The organism is Ochrobactrum sp. WV_118_8 (assembly GCF_039631535.1).
Taxonomy (GTDB): Bacteria; Pseudomonadota; Alphaproteobacteria; order Rhizobiales; family Rhizobiaceae; genus Brucella; species Brucella anthropi.
Genome location: NZ_JBDIUZ010000001.1, coordinates 910070 through 925308, shown reverse-complemented (window position 1 = coordinate 925308; position 15239 = coordinate 910070). Strand labels below are relative to the sequence as shown.

Genomic DNA, 15239 nt, shown 5'->3' with positions numbered 1-15239 from the left:
GTCTGCATGGCTCGTCGCGGCTGGCGCTGCCTGTCAGCGCAGGCCCGCCTTCCTGCCTCACAAGCCCTCGCCGGGACGGAGCCGGCCGGTCAAGGCTGACGCGGAACGCGCCACCGCGGTAAGCGGCTCGGCCTTGAGGGGCGGCTTCGTTCCGGCCCCCTCAAGCAAGCAAAAAAGGCTTTCACCGTAGATGCCTGCCAGCACATCATTGCATCACATCTTGTCTTCCGGCACGGGCATAACATCCGGCGCTTTGTCCAGAAAGCCTGTCAGAGCACCGCGTTTCGTCGTACCCGCACGTGCCTTGAGGAATTCGCTGGCCGTCTCCACGGCCCCGATCTTCTGTGCGACGGCGGAAATGATCCACTGATTGAGCGACACACCATCCTCCTGCGCCAGACGCGCGGCGGTCTCCTTCAAGGATTGCGGAAGTTGCAGCGGATATTTATAGCGTTGGGTCTGCGTCATGTGTTCAGTCTCCTGACGATCTCTCCCGGTGTTATCACGGTCATACCCAGTCCAAGTGCCGGACGGAAATCCTTGACATTGTGCGTCACGATGGCCTCCGCCTGCCCGTTCAATGCAGCTTCCAGCACCATTTCGTCCGCGACATCCGACAGCATGGGCCGCGTGCGAAACGAAATATCGACGCCTTCGGCAATGGTGGCGAGCGCACGCATCACCGCAGCGACGTCCTCAAGACCATACCCTGTTGCCTGCCGGATTTCCTCCCGGCTCAGCTGGTTTCGATCACACAGGAAATGGGTGATGACCCCATGCATGTCATGATGCGACAGATCATGGCACTGTTTGACGAATACCAGTCCAAGGAAAACGCCAAGTGAAGGCGGTCGCGAATTGTGCGGCGGATGTAGTTTTTATCGGCACGGGCTCCCCTTTTAAGCCGTCATGGGGAGCGGGTCGGTTCCCTCGCTCAAGATGGCGAGATATCGCCGGTAACTGAACACGCGCCCCCGTTTGCGCCCGGTGATTTCCTCAACGATGCCAAACCGTTCCAGATCGGCGAGTGCCGCATTCACGGTCGGAGCCGAAAGCCCTGTTTGTTGGACGAGCTGGTTGGCCGTCAGGAACGGGTTCTGCTGGAACAAATCGTGGATACGCAGTGCGGAGCCTGCCCGGTCGCTCTCTGTCGTAATCCGCTCGCGGTCTTCCTTGAACAGATCAACAATACGGGTAGCGGCCTCGAACGCCTGATTGGCCGTTTCCGCAACTCCGGTAAGGAAGAAATCGAGCCAGGCTTCCCACGCCCCGTGCTCGCGCACCTCTTGAAGAAGGCGGTAATAGTCGGCGCGATGCGTTTTCAGGTACAGGCTCAAATAGAGGAGTGGCTTGCGCAGCACACCGTTGACGCAGAGATACAACGTCACCAGCAAGCGGCCGATCCTGCCATTGCCATCAAGGAACGGGTGGATGGTCTCAAATTGGACATGCAGCAGTCCGGCCTTTATGAGAGCGGGTAGACGGGAGCCGTCCTCGTGCATGAAGCGCTCAAGCGCATCGAGGCAATCGTCCATCTCGGTCGGCGGCGGCGGTACGAACAGCGCGTTGGCGGGACGTGAGCCGCCGATCCAGTTCTGAGACCGTCGAAACTCGCCGGGATTTTTCGTCCCGCCGCGTCCGCTTTGTAGCAAGCGTTCGTGCATCTCGCGGATCAGACGCAGTGACAGCGGTAGCTCCTCCAGCCGTTCCAGCCCATACATCATCGCATCGACGTAGTTCGAGACTTCGCGGATGTCGTCAATCGGCTGGCCGACCTGCGCCTCGGTCTCGAAGCGGAGCAGGTCCGAAAGAGTCGATTGTGTGCCTTCGATCTGGGATGAAAGGACGGCCTCCTTCCTTACATACATGTAGAGGAACAGCTCCTGACGCGGGAGCAACATCGTGATCCCGTCCAGACGACCCAACGCGCGTTCGGCCAGGCCTAGCCGCTCCAGAAGGGCCAGCACGTCGATCGGCGGTTCGGGCGGCAGTGAAGGCGGCACGAAGGCGGCACGAAGGCACGCACGATTTCGCCCGCAACAGGGGTCTTGACGAAGCGGCCTAGCCGAAGGTTAGAATCTGATTCGGACATGCCCAATTATGCGGGCGCAGTGTTATTTAAGCAATTGGCCCTTAGCTTAAATAAGCATTAAGTTAAGGTAAGCGCTCTAAAATAACGATCGATACTATCATGGGCGCGCACACGCAAAAGGTTCGTAACAATATTCTGTTGAATTTCATCTCAAATTGAACCAGTTTTCCGTTTGACCATGTCCCAGTCAGTTGAATTCATGCTCTTGAAAACACAATGGTATCTGTCTCGCAATTGGATCAGAGCGAAATGGAAAACTGGTTCAAACTCAATTGAAACTCAACACTTGCATTTAGAATTCTTCTTGTCGGCCAAGGTCTTCCCTACCAAGGCAGATCGCTTGATGGCAATCGGCGAATTCAACGGTCAGATCATTATCGTCGTCGTCTTCAAGCCGATTGGTTCGGAAGCCCTCTCCGTTATCTCCATGCGTCCAGCAAGCCAAAAGGAAAGGAAGCTATGATGGGTATCAAATTTTCCTCTAAGCGCCCTCTCACTCAGGAAGAAGAGGCAGCAATCCAGAAGATGATCGCAAGTGATCCTGATGCGCCAGAAGCCACCGATGAACAACTTGCCAAGGCAAAACCCTTCAAAGAAGCCCTCCCGGAAATGGCCGCCAAGATGGAGAAGGCCATTCGGGGCCGACCGCGTATCGACGATCCCAAGACACCGGTTACGATCCGGCTCGATCAGGATGTGGTTCAACGCTTCAAGGCTACTGGCAAAGGTTGGCAGAGCCGCATGAATGAGGCTCTGCGCAAGGCTGTTGGCCTAAAAGTGAATACACTATCCACGACGAGCTATCATTCTTGAGAAGCATTGAGCTCAAGCCTCGTGGGGTCAAGCAAAGCCTCTTGAACCACAGTCACCGTCCCCGGGGCATGAGATATTCAATTTTGGCCATGGTACAGGTCTCCTCAAACTTCGTGCCGCATCGAGCGTGGATGCGCGCAGATGATTGCCGCCCCGCGGGTAACAACTACCTCTCATGCGGCTGTCCATTCCTCTGCGCGACCTCCTCGCACATCGGATCACGTACTGCATCGGCGAACTCTGGCATACGGGCTTTCGAACTTTCTTCCGACAGACGACCCGCAAGTGCATCTATCAGGAGACCGACGTCCAGGTTCAGGTCCGATGTTCGATCCCACCCTCTGCGTCCTGCTCAAAGATAACCTTGTTCTGGTTTGACTGAGTCTGAGCCCATTTCGATATGTCGTCAGCGGTTCGCTTTCGCTCATCTTCTCGCCACACACCTAAAGGCGTCGCGCACCGCCTTTTCTCCATCGCTCATCACCACGTCTCTTGAAACGAAGCAGCATGGAGTGGTTTGAAGCCGGCCCCTGCAGGTCGGCTTCGGGAGGCCCACTCCCAACTTCAACACAGTTGCGCCGGCACACACAAACGCCAGCTCAAGGCACACGGAAATAAGGACTGTCGAGGTAACGGGCGCAGACGGCCTCATCCGACAGGTTGAAGGTGTGCTTGAGGATTGCAGGTCCTGCCATCAGCCGCGTCAGGGTGGCAGGCCACCACCATCCTTGTAAACTTCCCCGAAGTGCTTTTCCAGAAACGCCCAGTCAATCGTCTGCGCCATCCAGACCAATCTTACAATTTTTGTCTCGATGGTATTCTTCAGATCAGCTCAGCGACGACGCCGTTCCGCGCCGCACGGATATCGCCCTTGCGCGCGAGCCGTTTCCCGATATTCAAGCTCAGATTGCCGATCTGATGATGTCTCCGGCCCGTGCCGTCGCGACCGATCAACGTTTCCGTCAGCAATGGCAGCCTGGCGGATATTAGTGGCGCTAGGACATTACACCATCCAGTGATTTACGCGGCCGAAATTGTCGCCCATGCTGTTAGCTCTGAAGGTTTTATGATCGTCATCCCGCTTCGCGCAGCCGTTCCGCCGTCTGCAAGTCCACAGAAACAAGCTGACTCACGCCCTGCTCACCCATCGTCACGCCGAAGAGACGGTTCATGCGCGCCATAGTGATCGGATTATGCGTGATGACCACGAAGCGCGTTTCGGTCGAAGCCGCCATTTCATCCATCAGATTGCAGTAACGCTCCACATTATGGTCATCCAGCGGTGCGTCCACTTCATCGAGTACGCAGATCGGTGCCGGATTGGTGAGGAACACAGCAAAGATGAGCGCCATGGCCGTCAGTGCCTGCTCGCCGCCGGAAAGCAGTGTCATGGTCTGCGGCTTCTTGCCAGGCGGGCGGGCCAGAATTTCCAAGCCGGCTTCCAGCGGATCGTCGCTTTCGATCAATTGCAGTTCAGCCGTGCCGCCGCCAAACAGATGCGTGAACAGACGCTGGAACTGCACATTCACCACGTCGAACGCAGCCAGCAGGCGTTCGCGTCCCTCACGGTTGAGGCTCTGGATTGCCTGGCGCAGTTTCTTTATCGCCTCAATCACGTCCTCACGCTCGGAGACGATGATGCCCAGACGTCCGGACAGTTCTTCTTGTTCCTCATCGGCGCGCAGATTAACCGCCCCGAGCCGCTCGCGATCGATCTTCAACCGCTCCAACTGGCGTTCTAGTTGGTCAGGATCAGGCAAAGCTTCGTCCGGCCCTAAACCTGTCTGGCGGATAGCTTCATGCGGTGGGCAGTTCAAAGCTTCGGCAATACGGGCTTCGGCGTCCTTGCGCCGCTCTTCCGCCGCCGCAAGACGTTCTTCGGCACGCGCACGCTGTTCCCGACTTGCTGCCAATTGCTGGATAGCAAGGGCCGCCGTCTTGTCGAGTTCCGCCTGTGCAGCCTCAGCCTCGGCCAGAATATCGCCAGCCTGTTTTCGAAGGGCATCGGCCTGCGAAAGTTCGTTCAACAGTGCCCGGCGGCGACCCTCGATTTCGTCAGGCGCTTCGGCAAGCACCTCGGCCTCATCTGCCGTTTCCGCACGGCGATCATTCAAAGCAGCTATATGACGGTCCGCATTTTCGGCGCGGGTTTTCCAATTGCGGCGCTCCAACGCAATCATTTCCAGCCGCCGTTTGCGGGCATCGGCCTCGCGCCGCAGCCCTTCGTAAGCAGCGCGCGCTTCGGCCAGAGCAGTGCGGTCCGACATGACTTCGCTGCTCAATGCGGCAAGGCGTTCGCCAATCGCATCGATATCCGGCATTGCGTCAAGCCGGTCTTCGGCTTCCGTGACACGGATCTGCGCTTCTTCGAGATTTTCTTTCAGATGTGCCTTGCTGTCTTCCAGACCGGCACGGCGTGTTGCCAACTGGCCTGCTGCACGCTCAGCAGCCGCCAGAGCCTCACGCGCTTCATCAAGCTTGCGCTGCTTAGCACGCCATTGATCACGCGCGACGCGTTCCTGTTCGACCGCCTCGCGGACGCCGGCTTCGGTTCGCTGCACATCCTGCTCAGCCTGCTCGGCACGTTTGCGCGCGGCAATCGCCTCCTGTTCGAGCTCCGCCAGCCGGTTTTTTTGTGCCAGTCGCTGGGCTGCCGGGGTCGGCGCATCGGCGCTCGCTGTATAACCATCCCAGCGCCAGAGCGCACCAGTCTTGCTGACGAGCCGCTGGCCGGGCCGCAACATGGTTTGCAGGCGCTTGCCTTCACTTTCCGAGACAACGCCGACCTGTGCCAGCCTACGGCGCAATTGCTGCGGCCCTTCTACCAGCCGATCCAAAGGTGTCACGCCGTCGGGCAGAGCGGGATCGGCATTGGCTGCGGGATTGTAAGCCCAGTAGACCGGTGCGTGTTCATCGCTGGCCGCATCAAGATCTTCGCCGAGTGCCGCACCAAGTGCTACTTCATAGCCTTTCTCGACACGCAGTTCTTCCACCACCGGCGGAAATTGTCCCGTTTCGCTGGCATTCAAAATGCGGGCCAGCGTCTGCGCTTCCGTTTCGATACGGTTCAGCTCCGTGCGCGCTTCGCTCATAGGCTGGCGGCTGGCGGCCTCGGCTTCGCGCGCACTTGCAACAAGCTCCTCCGCGGTGGCAACCATTTCCTCGGCGAATGCCAGCGCTTCCATACAACTGTCGACCACGATGCGCTTTTCCGCAGGATCGAACAGGCCACCGATCTGTTCCGCGACAGCAGCGATGTCGCGCTCGATCGCTTCCATCTGGACAGAAAGACGGTCACGACGATCACGTGTTTCCTTCAATGCCCGCTCGATCTGCACACGCTCTGCGGCAGCTTCGGCACGTTCAGCCGTAACGCGGGACAAAGCGTTCTCGCTGTCCTGCAAGCGAACTTCCGCTTCCTCAAACAGTGCATGCAGTTCCTGATCGCGCTCGCCGGATTCTTCGGCGGCAGCGATCAGTTCCTGTTCTTCGTCATCGAGACGCGCCAGAATATCGGCGTTCTCACGCATCATTTCTTCTTCGCGCGCGACGTCGGCGGAAAGCTGCTCAAGACGCTTTATCAACTCTGCCCGGCGGGCACGAAGACGTTCGCCTTCCTCATCAAGCTGCGTTCTGGCAATGGAAAGACGCTGCAATGCAGCCGCAGCTTTCGCTTCAGCTTCACGCAGTTCGGGCAGTTTGTGTGCGCCGACCGCCTGTACTTTCGCCGCGTTCATCTGGGCTTGCGCCATGTCACCGACAGCCGAGGTTGCCTGCGCCAGGGCGCTTTGCGCCTCGCCTTCCTGCATCTTTGCCTGCGACCAGCGCAAATGCAGAAGTGCGGCTTCCGCCCGGCGAATATCTGCGGAAAGTGCCTTGAACCGGTTCGCCTGACGCGCCTGACGTTTCAGACTTTCAATCTGACTTCCCAACTCGCCAACCACATCGTCCAGACGCTCGAGATTGGTTTCAGCAGCACGCAAGCGCAGCTCGGCCTCATGACGGCGCGTATGCAGGCCCGAAATGCCAGCCGCTTCTTCCAGAAGCGCACGACGGGCTTGAGGCTTTGCCTGAATAAGCTCACCAATACGCCCCTGCCCGACCATCGACGGTGAACGTGCGCCGGTGGACTGGTCCGCAAAGAGAAGTTGCACGTCCTTGGCGCGCGCTTCCTTGCCATTGATGCGATAGACCGATCCCGACTCCCGTTCAATGCGGCGAGAGACCTGCAATTCGTCCGCATCATTGTAAGCTGCAGGCGCGGTGCGGTCAGAATTGTCGAGAAAAAGCGTGACTTCCGCAGTATTGCGCGCGGGCCGCGTGGCCGAGCCGGAAAAGATCACATCGTCCATGCCGGAGGCGCGCATGTTCTTGTATGAGTTTTCACCCATCACCCAGCGCAGCGCTTCGACCAGATTGGATTTGCCGCAGCCATTCGGGCCGACAACGCCCGTCAGCCCGCCTTCGATGACGAACTCCATGGGCTCGACGAAAGATTTGAAACCGACAAGGCGCAGCCTGGAGAAGCGCATCAGAATGCCCCTCCTGCAGCGAGAGCGGTGCCTGTTAAAACCGGGTGGTGGAACCGCTCCAGCTCATTGTTTGTACGCATTATCCCACGCAAAACCGCTTCGCACTTTTGCTGGAAATGCTCTATCTCAAAAACGCAAAAAGCGGGCGCAGAAGAGCGCCCGCTTTTCGATCTGAAAACCGGATCAGAGAAGCTTGTCGATGATTGCCGACATTTCGTCAACCGAAAGCGCTCCAGCGTATTTTTGTCCGTTAATGAAGAAAGTCGGCGTTGCACTCACACCAAAATCCTTCGACCCACGCTCCATCGTCGCTCTCACATCATCGAGAACTTGCTGGTTCGTCAAGCAAGCCTTGAAGGACTCCTGTGTAAAACCGGCAAGTTTTGCAATTTGCAGGAGAGCTGCTTCACCATCTTCGGCGGTCGCCCACTGCTGCTGCTGCTTGAAGAAAACGTCGACCATGGGGAAGTAACGGTCTTCCGGTGCGCAGCGCGCCAGCATGAAAGCGGCAGTCGCGCGCGGATCGAACGGGAACTCACGAAAGATGAGCCGTGCCTTGCCCGTATCGATATATTTTTCCTTGATTTTCGGGAATGTGTTGATCGTGAAATCTGCGCAATGCGGGCAGGTCAGCGATGCATATTCAACGATGGTGACCGGCGCGTCAGCCTTGCCATAGACCATATCCTTGAGCTTGCCGGGTTCGGCAATCTTGGCCGCATCAACGGTGCCTTCAGGATCGCGCTGCTGCGCATTCGCACCACCGGCAAACGCCAGCCCGGCAGCCGCTGCTCCGGCGAGAGAAATAACGTGTCTGCGATTAAACGCTGCAGGCATCCGAATCATCCAGTCCTGTTTCAATAGTTGACTTCGACATACAATCTAAAGCGGCAGATCGCACTTCGCTAGACCCGCAGCGTTCACATGAAAGTCAGCACCTTGCGTTTTTTGTCTTCATATTTGCGACAATCAATTGGAGTGCCGAGTTCAAACTGCTGAAAGCTTGCATCAATTTTATGGCAGCAAGCCGAATTCAGCTGTCCTTACCGTCTTTTCGACCGATTGTCCGCTTCTCTGCGAGAATGTTCTTGCCAAGACGCGCCAGTGCTGCGCGGAGCGCGTCATCTTCAATACCGTCCGTGGCCTTGTCGATGCGGCGTTCTTCCGCTGGACCAAGCGGAGCCAGCCTTTTTATCCGACGCTTGGCTGGAATAACCGGCGGCTTCTGTTCGATGCGAATGCGCCCGACTGCCGAGAAGCCGAGAAAGCCATTGATACGGCTGATGATTTCCCCTGTTTCATGCTGAACTTGCAGGGCTGCGAAGCCTTCACAGGCGATAATCAGCGTTGCAGGTGAAAACGGATCATCCTCATGCAGACGACGGGGCCAGATAATGCGCAGCGGACGTGACGTTGCACCGATTGCAGGGCCGACTATATCTTCCCACGACTGAAGCAAAGCGAGATTGATACCGGCACGCTTTTGCAGCATCGGATCCACCAGACCCGAAGCCATGTCTGCCAGCGGCCTGAAACCGCGTCTGGATGCTGGTTCGCTCATCGCGCTCCATTATAGCCGCGAAACCACTCGACAAACAAAGGAATCCCCTGATCGAGTGTCGTTTTCGGGCTAAAGCCAAGATCGCCAGCAGCAAGCGTGATGTCGGCGTAAGTACGCGGCACGTCGGCAGCTGGCATGGGTTCGAGCTTACGGATTGCTTCCTTGCCCGTCGCTTTCTCGATTGCAGCAATGAAATCGTTCAGCATTACGGGCCGGTTGTTGCCGAGATTATAAACAGGTGCGGTATCTTCCGGTTTGTCGAGTATGCGCCGTGCCGCACCGACTACACCGCTGACGATATCGTCCACGAAGGTGAAGTCCCGCTGCATCTCACCATTATTGAACACCCGGATCGGCTCACCCTTGAGGATCGCGGACGTGAACAGCCATGGCGCCATGTCAGGCCGCCCGTAGGGACCGTAGACGGTAAAGAAACGCAAGCCCGCAGAGTGGAGCTTGTGCACGTGACGGTAGGAGTAGGCCAGCAATTCGCCCGAACGCTTTGTCGCGGCATAGATCGAGACGGGATGATCGACAGGATCGCTTTCGGAGAAAGGCACCTTTTCATTCGCGCCATAGACCGACGATGAACTGGCATAGACGACAGGCGGTCGCTTATCCAGTCTGAGCGCTGTTTCGAAGACCGTGACCTGTCCCTGCACATTAGCGGAGATATAGACGGTGGGGTTCTCAATGGAGTATCGCACACCCGCCTGCGCTGCCAGATGCACGATGATATCTGCATCCCGATCAGCACCGATTGCCGCATTGAACGCTTCCGCATCGGAAATATCCGCCTTTGCAAACCTGAAGCCTTCCCTCATATGAAGTTTGGAGAGCCGGGTTTCTTTCAGGGCAACCGGATAATAGTCATTCACATTGTCTATGCCGATGACCTGCCAGCCTTCATCCAGCAGTCGTTGCGCCGTGTGGAACCCGATAAATCCGGCTGCGCCCGTTACAATGGCTTTCATGCGGCTGATTTCTTTCCAAAAATATACGAGATGAGACCTGCGCGGCGCGCAGCCATCATTCGTCGCGATGCAGCCGCATTCAGTGCTGCGAGGAAGAACATGGTCGAGGCGATGGTCACCTCGTGCAAAAGCGGATTGTGCAGCATGCCGTAGCTGCCACAGATAACAGCGAAATAAATTAATGCTCGCCGCATCGCCCAACTATCGGCGGTCCGCCACAGATAGACGAAGATCGAGATAAATGCGCCGGCCATGAAGATAAGACCAACAATGCCATCGTTCAGCAGTTCATCGAGAATCGTGTTGTGCACGTGACGGAAGCCGTTCAGCATCGTAGCCTTATCGCCAGCCTCAGCCTTTACGAAATCCATCTTCGAATAGGAGCCGACACCTGTAAACGGATGGGTCGCAATAACACGAGACGCACTTTTCCACATGACTTCGCGGATATCGGCTGAGATCTTGTCTTCCCAGTCAGCGGCACGCCCGGTATCGTAATATTCGACCATTCCAGAAAAACGCTTGGAAATGATGCTTCCGACAGGGCCGACAACGACCAGAGCCGCTGTTGCGGCAAACAGTATTGCGTAAGCCGCGCCCTGTTGCCTGATGCTGAAACGCTTCAGGAAGATGAGGATTTCCACAGCGACAAATATCGGCAACACCACAATGACTGCACGTGTTTCAGAGGTCAAAACAGCGGCGAACCCGAGAACCAGCCAATGCGGACCATTCGGCAAGTAGCGTGATGTGTTGCGCAGCGGGATCGCAGCAGAGATCGCCGCTACCCCAGCAACGAATGCGAAAACGGCCTGATTGCCGCCAATGCCAATGCGTCCACCGTCGACGATAGAAAGGCAGACCGCGATAATGACGGCAAGCAGCGTTCCAACGCGTGCGCCAAGGACATAGGCTCGCAGTGGATCACGGATAAGCACCATTCCGGAACCGGCAAAAGCGAAAATGGTGATCAGCAGAGTATAGCCGATCTGCCGGTTATCGTGGAAAGGCTCGCCGCGAAACAGGATCAAGCCTAACGACCAGACAGCATATAAGACGATGAAAAGATAGAATTTTTTTGCGAACATACGTGTCGTCGCATGACGTCCGCAGGCGAGATAAATACCAATGCATGAAAAGACGAAAAGTATCAGCGGTCCAAAACCGATGCGAATGGGCATCGCGGCCGACGCTATCCCGAGCACCCAGGAATCTATCCGGCGCCGCAGGAGAAAAGACTTTTTAAAATAACTCAATCTCTGCCCTCTCTTAAGCCCTTCTTATCAAGAGCGTAGGCGATTCGTCGGACATAGTCAGTTGCTCGAAACAGAAGGGTAGTTATCCTTTTGTATACAGGTAAACGCTTCTTGGCGTAGGCAGAACGCCCCTGAGCGATCGTAGAAATCGCAATATCCGAAAACTCAACGACCGGCTTGTCGGTCGTAAAAACCTGATACGCACCAGCCCACCCGCGTTCCAATGCAACATCATAAGGCAGTCGCATGGGCCGGAGCGCTTTCAGCATTTTCGACGCACCTTCCCTGGTTACGACATATGCTGCTGAACTGCCCAGCGGACCATGCAGACAGCGACCTATGGAGAACTGATCACCGGCTTTTTGAAATGGGCGGAAGGCAGCCGTCCTGTGATTCACGAGCTTAACCGCATCCCAACCCGTCACCTTTGTCAAATACGTCAGGAACGGTTGAAAAGCAGGAGTGAAAATTACGTCATCTTCCACAATGACCGCAAAAGATTCAGGTGCTGCGGCTATTATCTCCAGCACTTGGATATGGCTGAAATAACAACCAATTTCTGCGGGCAGTACAGTTTTACCATGCCAACGACGAAAGCCTGCATCATCGAAATCCGTCAGTTCTTCCGGGGACAGAAGTTTTCCCTCAACAGCTTCCACGCGCCTCAGATCGATCGAAAGCGCATCCGCATTGGACTTCAGCCTGTCCCAGCGATCCCGTGACCGCGCAAGATTGATGACATAGACAGGTACAGAATGGTCCACTTATTCTCTTTCCAACCGAGCACATCAGAAGGCCCACGGTGAGACTTCTATGCGCTAGGATCTATTATGCACAGCGTTGTTTCTATCAATTCTAAAAATAAGGCATTAATCAGAATGCTGCCCAACTGTTAACCGATGTCCTTCTCATGCTGAATTCTACCAATTCCAATCAATCCACAAAGCTCCTGCGCTGGTATGACCGGCACCATCGCGTTCTGCCGTGGCGCGTGAGCCCGTCCGAACAGGCCTTCGGCGTCAAACCCGATCCCTATCGCGTCTGGCTCTCCGAGATTATGCTTCAGCAGACGACGGTGGAGGCGGTCAAGTCCTACTTCGTGAAATTCGTAGAACGCTGGCCCACCGTTCAAGCCATGGCAAAGGCGAGTGAGGACGATATCCTGCGTGCATGGGCCGGGCTCGGTTATTATTCGCGTGCACGTAACTTGAAAAAATGTGCCAACGCCGTGGCCCTACAGCACGATGGCAAGTTTCCAGACAATGCCATTGCACTGAAGGAACTGCCGGGCATCGGCGATTACACTTCGGCGGCGATCGCCGCAATCGCGTTTGGCGAGGCGGCTGCCGTCGTCGACGGCAATGTGGAGCGTGTAATTTCGCGGCTCTACACAATCGACACGCCCCTGCCCGCTGCAAAAGCTGAAATCCGCGCACTCATGGGTCAAATGACGCCCATCGACAGACCGGGAGACTTTGCTCAGGCCATGATGGATCTGGGCGCAACCATATGCACGCCACGACGGCCAGCCTGTGCAATCTGCCCGCTCAACGATGATTGCTTGGCTCTCAAATCACGCGATCCGGAGGAGTTTCCGGTTAAGGCCCCCAAGGCAGAAAAGCCAATTCGCACCGGGGCGGCATTCATCGCCATTGCGGGGGATGGTTCAATTCTCCTGCGCAAGCGGAAAGGTGAAGGCCTGCTTGCCGGAATGACCGAAGTTCCGGGCAGCCACTGGACGGCGCGTATCGACGGAGATGCAACAATCGCTGCAGCACCATTCCCGGCACAATGGAACGTTTCCGGTTCAATCACGCATGTTTTTACACATTTCGAACTGAGATTGTCGGTCTATCGCTCCGAGAATGTCAGCAAGAGTGCGTCTACGGATGGATGGTGGTCACGGCCAGACGAGCTTTCCGATGAGGCGCTGCCCACCGTCATGAAAAAGGCGATCATCGCCGCCATACCAGAAGCATTCAAACGAGGGAGGAGAAACCATTGAGCAGTCCCGTCAAGCATGTAGTCTTCGATATTGGCCGAGTTCTGATCCACTATGATCCTGAACTTGCTTATCTCGACGTCATTCCCGATGCTTCGGAACGGCGGTGGTTTCTGGAAAACATCTGCACCAGCGCATGGAATATCGAGCAGGATCGCGGCAGAAGCTGGCAGGAAGCAGAAGCACTCCTGATCGATACATATCCCGAGAAACGCGATCATATTCGTGCGTTCCGGCAAAACTGGAACCGCATGGTTCCCCATGCGTACGAGGACAGCGTCGAAATTCTGCGCGGCCTGATAGGCCATGGCAATGACGTCACCATGCTGACGAATTTCGCTTCAGACACTTTCCGCGAAGCACAGGTTCGCTTTCCCTTTCTAACCGAAAGTCGGGGCGTCACCGTATCGGGCGACATCCATATGCTGAAACCCGACCGCGAAATCTACGATCATCATGTTGCATCGTTCGACCTTGATCCCGCGGCAACGCTTTTCATCGATGACACGATGCACAATGTGGATGGCGCCAGACAGGCTGGCTGGCAGGCCGTGCATTTTACAGATGCGGACAAGCTGAGCTCCGATTTGAAAGCCCTGAGCCTCACCTTCTAGAGCCTGTCTCCCGAAAATGGGACCGGTTTCGGGATAAAGATACGTGTAAAAACAAACGAATAGAACACTTCCAATAATTCAATCAAAACAGGAAATGCTCCAGATCTAAAATAGCGAAGGCGCCCGAAGCCAATGCTTCGAGCGCCTCACTATCAGACTATGCTGGAGGCCGTCCGATAACTAATCGTTTGCGCATCTTATCCGAAAACCGCTTCGCACTTTTCAGGATGCGCTTTAAGCGCCTGCAACTGCCATCTGGTCGCGAATGACCTTGCGCAAGGCGTCAATTGGCTTCAGCGCGCCGTTTTCCTCGTAGTGCCAGAAAGTCCATCCATTGCAGGCATCAAAGCCCTGAACCTTTGCACCGATACGATGGATCGAACCCGCTTCACCGTTGGCAGCCAGCGTACCATCCGCGCGAACAATGGCAGCAAAACGGCGACGTTCATCACAAAGCACCGTGCCGGGACGAAGAAGCCCCGCTTCGAGGACGCTGGTGAACGCGACACGCGGTTCGGCCCGTTTGCCCGTCATCACCGTCAGTTCGGCTTTGCCGAGCGGTTCAACAGCGTCGATACGGGCCGTCGCTGCATCGATATAGCTCTGTTCGCGCTCGATACCGACGAAGTGGCGTCCGAGGCGCTTGGCAACCGCACCCGTCGTTCCAGAACCGAAGAACGGATCAAGAATGACGTCACCCGGCTTGCTGGAGGCCATCATGATGCGAGCAAGTAATGCTTCCGGCTTCTGGGTTGGATGAACCTTGTCGCCATTTTCGTCTTTCAGGCGTTCAGAACCCGTGCAGATAGGGAACAGCCAGTCCGAGCGCATCTGTACGTCGTCATTGGCGGCCTTCATCGCTTCATAATTGAAGGTATAGCCTTTGCCCTTCTGATCACGCGAAGCCCAGATCAGCGTTTCATGAGCATTCTGGAAACGACGACCGCGGAAATTCGGCATCGGGTTCGTCTTGCGCCAGATGACATCATTCAGGAGCCAGAAGCCGAGATCCTGCAATTGCGAACCGACCCGGAAAATATTGTGGTAGGAGCCGATGACCCAGATGGTGCCATTCGGCTTCAGGACACGACGGCAGGCCATAAGCCATGCACGCGTGAAGGCATCATAGGCCTGAAAGCTCTCGAACTGATCCCAGTGATCGTCAACTGCGCTGACCATCGACTGGTCAGGGCGATGCAAATCGCCGCCAAGCTGGAGATTATAGGGAGGATCGGCAAAAATGACGTCCACGGAATGATCCGGCAGGCGTTCCAGAGCCGCGACGCAATCACCTTTGATGATGGAGTCAAGCCAGGCGGTACGCGGAGCCTCAATGGGCAACTCATGTGCAAGACGTACAAGAGACATGGGATACTCGATTACCTGTGGACGCAA

14 protein-coding genes and 2 pseudogenes are annotated in these 15239 nt (G+C 56.3%); 4 read left to right on the top strand and 12 right to left on the bottom strand.

What is annotated here, in order from left to right; genetic code table 11:
* Positions 1 to 213: 213 nt before the first annotated feature.
* From ABDF71_RS04385 to ABDF71_RS04375, 3 genes and pseudogenes are all read right to left on the bottom strand, one after another.
* Positions 214 to 468, bottom strand: coding sequence for a toxin-antitoxin system HicB family antitoxin (locus ABDF71_RS04385; protein ID WP_125301843.1), 255 nt, complete (start codon positions 466 to 468; stop codon positions 214 to 216).
* The gene (locus tag ABDF71_RS04380) at positions 465 to 782 is read right to left on the bottom strand and encodes a PIN domain-containing protein (protein ID WP_012090878.1); all 318 of its coding nucleotides are present in this window, start codon (positions 780 to 782) and stop codon (positions 465 to 467) included. The genes ABDF71_RS04385 and ABDF71_RS04380 overlap by 4 nt, the downstream gene beginning before the upstream one ends.
* A 117-nt stretch (positions 783 to 899) precedes the next feature.
* Positions 900 to 2092 (bottom strand): annotated as a pseudogene (locus ABDF71_RS04375) (Fic family protein).
* 178 nt (positions 2093 to 2270) lie between these two features.
* Here ABDF71_RS04375 and ABDF71_RS04370 point away from each other — a divergent pair.
* The gene (locus ABDF71_RS04370) at positions 2271 to 2555 is read left to right on the top strand and encodes a BrnT family toxin (RefSeq protein ID WP_158304319.1); all 285 of its coding nucleotides are present in this window, start codon (positions 2271 to 2273) and stop codon (positions 2553 to 2555) included.
* On the top strand, positions 2555 to 2905 hold the full coding sequence (locus tag ABDF71_RS04365; protein ID WP_151615841.1) for a BrnA antitoxin family protein: 351 nt from the start codon (positions 2555 to 2557) through the stop codon (positions 2903 to 2905). The genes ABDF71_RS04370 and ABDF71_RS04365 overlap by 1 nt, the downstream gene beginning before the upstream one ends.
* Before the next feature lie 608 nt (positions 2906 to 3513).
* Here ABDF71_RS04365 and ABDF71_RS04360 read toward each other — a convergent pair.
* The 8 genes and pseudogenes from ABDF71_RS04360 to ABDF71_RS04325 form a co-directional block, all read right to left on the bottom strand.
* Positions 3514 to 3698: pseudogene (locus ABDF71_RS04360) on the bottom strand (transposase); the annotation flags it as partial.
* A 29-nt stretch (positions 3699 to 3727) separates the two neighbouring features.
* On the bottom strand, positions 3728 to 3874 hold the full coding sequence (locus ABDF71_RS04355) for a hypothetical protein (RefSeq protein ID WP_158304318.1): 147 nt from the start codon (positions 3872 to 3874) through the stop codon (positions 3728 to 3730).
* Between the two features lie 104 nt (positions 3875 to 3978).
* Positions 3979 to 7437, bottom strand: coding sequence for a chromosome segregation protein SMC (gene smc, locus ABDF71_RS04350; protein ID WP_151615802.1), 3459 nt, complete (start codon positions 7435 to 7437; stop codon positions 3979 to 3981).
* A gap of 183 nt (positions 7438 to 7620) precedes the next feature.
* A complete protein-coding gene (locus tag ABDF71_RS04345) occupies positions 7621 to 8274 on the bottom strand; it encodes a DsbA family protein (RefSeq protein WP_010658427.1) in 654 nt (217 codons plus the stop codon).
* Positions 8275 to 8470: 196 nt separating this feature from the next.
* The gene (locus ABDF71_RS04340) at positions 8471 to 8998 is read right to left on the bottom strand and encodes a DUF721 domain-containing protein (protein WP_012090872.1); all 528 of its coding nucleotides are present in this window, start codon (positions 8996 to 8998) and stop codon (positions 8471 to 8473) included.
* Positions 8995 to 9972, bottom strand: coding sequence for an SDR family NAD(P)-dependent oxidoreductase (locus ABDF71_RS04335; protein ID WP_012090871.1), 978 nt, complete (start codon positions 9970 to 9972; stop codon positions 8995 to 8997). Before ABDF71_RS04335 ends, ABDF71_RS04340 begins: the two co-directional genes overlap by 4 nt.
* The gene (locus ABDF71_RS04330; RefSeq protein WP_235824451.1) at positions 9969 to 11153 is read right to left on the bottom strand and encodes an O-antigen ligase family protein; all 1185 of its coding nucleotides are present in this window, start codon (positions 11151 to 11153) and stop codon (positions 9969 to 9971) included. Before ABDF71_RS04330 ends, ABDF71_RS04335 begins: the two co-directional genes overlap by 4 nt.
* 71 nt (positions 11154 to 11224) lie before the next feature.
* Positions 11225 to 11992 carry a glycosyltransferase family 25 protein gene (locus ABDF71_RS04325; protein WP_012090869.1) on the bottom strand — a complete coding sequence of 256 codons (768 nt, stop codon included), beginning with the start codon at positions 11990 to 11992 and terminating at the stop codon, positions 11225 to 11227.
* Between the two features lie 146 nt (positions 11993 to 12138).
* On the opposite strand from ABDF71_RS04325, the gene mutY reads away from it, so the two are divergent.
* Both mutY and ABDF71_RS04315 read left to right on the top strand, forming a co-directional pair.
* Positions 12139 to 13233, top strand: a complete 1095-nt coding sequence (gene mutY, locus ABDF71_RS04320; RefSeq protein WP_151615803.1) for an A/G-specific adenine glycosylase — start codon at positions 12139 to 12141, stop codon at positions 13231 to 13233.
* Positions 13230 to 13844, top strand: coding sequence for an HAD family hydrolase (locus ABDF71_RS04315; RefSeq protein ID WP_012090867.1), 615 nt, complete (start codon positions 13230 to 13232; stop codon positions 13842 to 13844). The genes mutY and ABDF71_RS04315 overlap by 4 nt, the downstream gene beginning before the upstream one ends.
* A gap of 234 nt (positions 13845 to 14078) precedes the next feature.
* On the opposite strand, the gene ABDF71_RS04310 is transcribed toward ABDF71_RS04315, so the two are convergent.
* Positions 14079 to 15212, bottom strand: coding sequence for a site-specific DNA-methyltransferase (locus ABDF71_RS04310; RefSeq protein WP_012090866.1), 1134 nt, complete (start codon positions 15210 to 15212; stop codon positions 14079 to 14081).
* Positions 15213 to 15239: the final 27 nt, after the last annotated feature.

What these genes read in the sequence shown, in the direction of transcription:
- mutY (WP_151615803.1), top strand. Translation starts at nt 12,139, where the DNA reads ATGCTGAATTCTACCAATTCCAATCAATCCACAAAGCTCCTGCGCTGG.
- smc (WP_151615802.1), bottom strand. Translation starts at nt 7,437, where the DNA reads ATGCGCTTCTCCAGGCTGCGCCTTGTCGGTTTCAAATCTTTCGTCGAG.
- ABDF71_RS04310 (WP_012090866.1), bottom strand. Translation starts at nt 15,212, where the DNA reads ATGTCTCTTGTACGTCTTGCACATGAGTTGCCCATTGAGGCTCCGCGT.
- ABDF71_RS04385 (WP_125301843.1), bottom strand. Translation starts at nt 468, where the DNA reads ATGACGCAGACCCAACGCTATAAATATCCGCTGCAACTTCCGCAATCC.
- ABDF71_RS04365 (WP_151615841.1), top strand. Translation starts at nt 2,555, where the DNA reads ATGGGTATCAAATTTTCCTCTAAGCGCCCTCTCACTCAGGAAGAAGAG.
- ABDF71_RS04370 (WP_158304319.1), top strand. Translation starts at nt 2,271, where the DNA reads ATGTCCCAGTCAGTTGAATTCATGCTCTTGAAAACACAATGGTATCTG.
- ABDF71_RS04330 (WP_235824451.1), bottom strand. Translation starts at nt 11,153, where the DNA reads ATGCCCATTCGCATCGGTTTTGGACCGCTGATACTTTTCGTCTTTTCA.
- ABDF71_RS04340 (WP_012090872.1), bottom strand. Translation starts at nt 8,998, where the DNA reads ATGAGCGAACCAGCATCCAGACGCGGTTTCAGGCCGCTGGCAGACATG.
- ABDF71_RS04335 (WP_012090871.1), bottom strand. Translation starts at nt 9,972, where the DNA reads ATGAAAGCCATTGTAACGGGCGCAGCCGGATTTATCGGGTTCCACACG.
- ABDF71_RS04345 (WP_010658427.1), bottom strand. Translation starts at nt 8,274, where the DNA reads ATGCCTGCAGCGTTTAATCGCAGACACGTTATTTCTCTCGCCGGAGCA.
- ABDF71_RS04380 (WP_012090878.1), bottom strand. Translation starts at nt 782, where the DNA reads ATGCATGGGGTCATCACCCATTTCCTGTGTGATCGAAACCAGCTGAGC.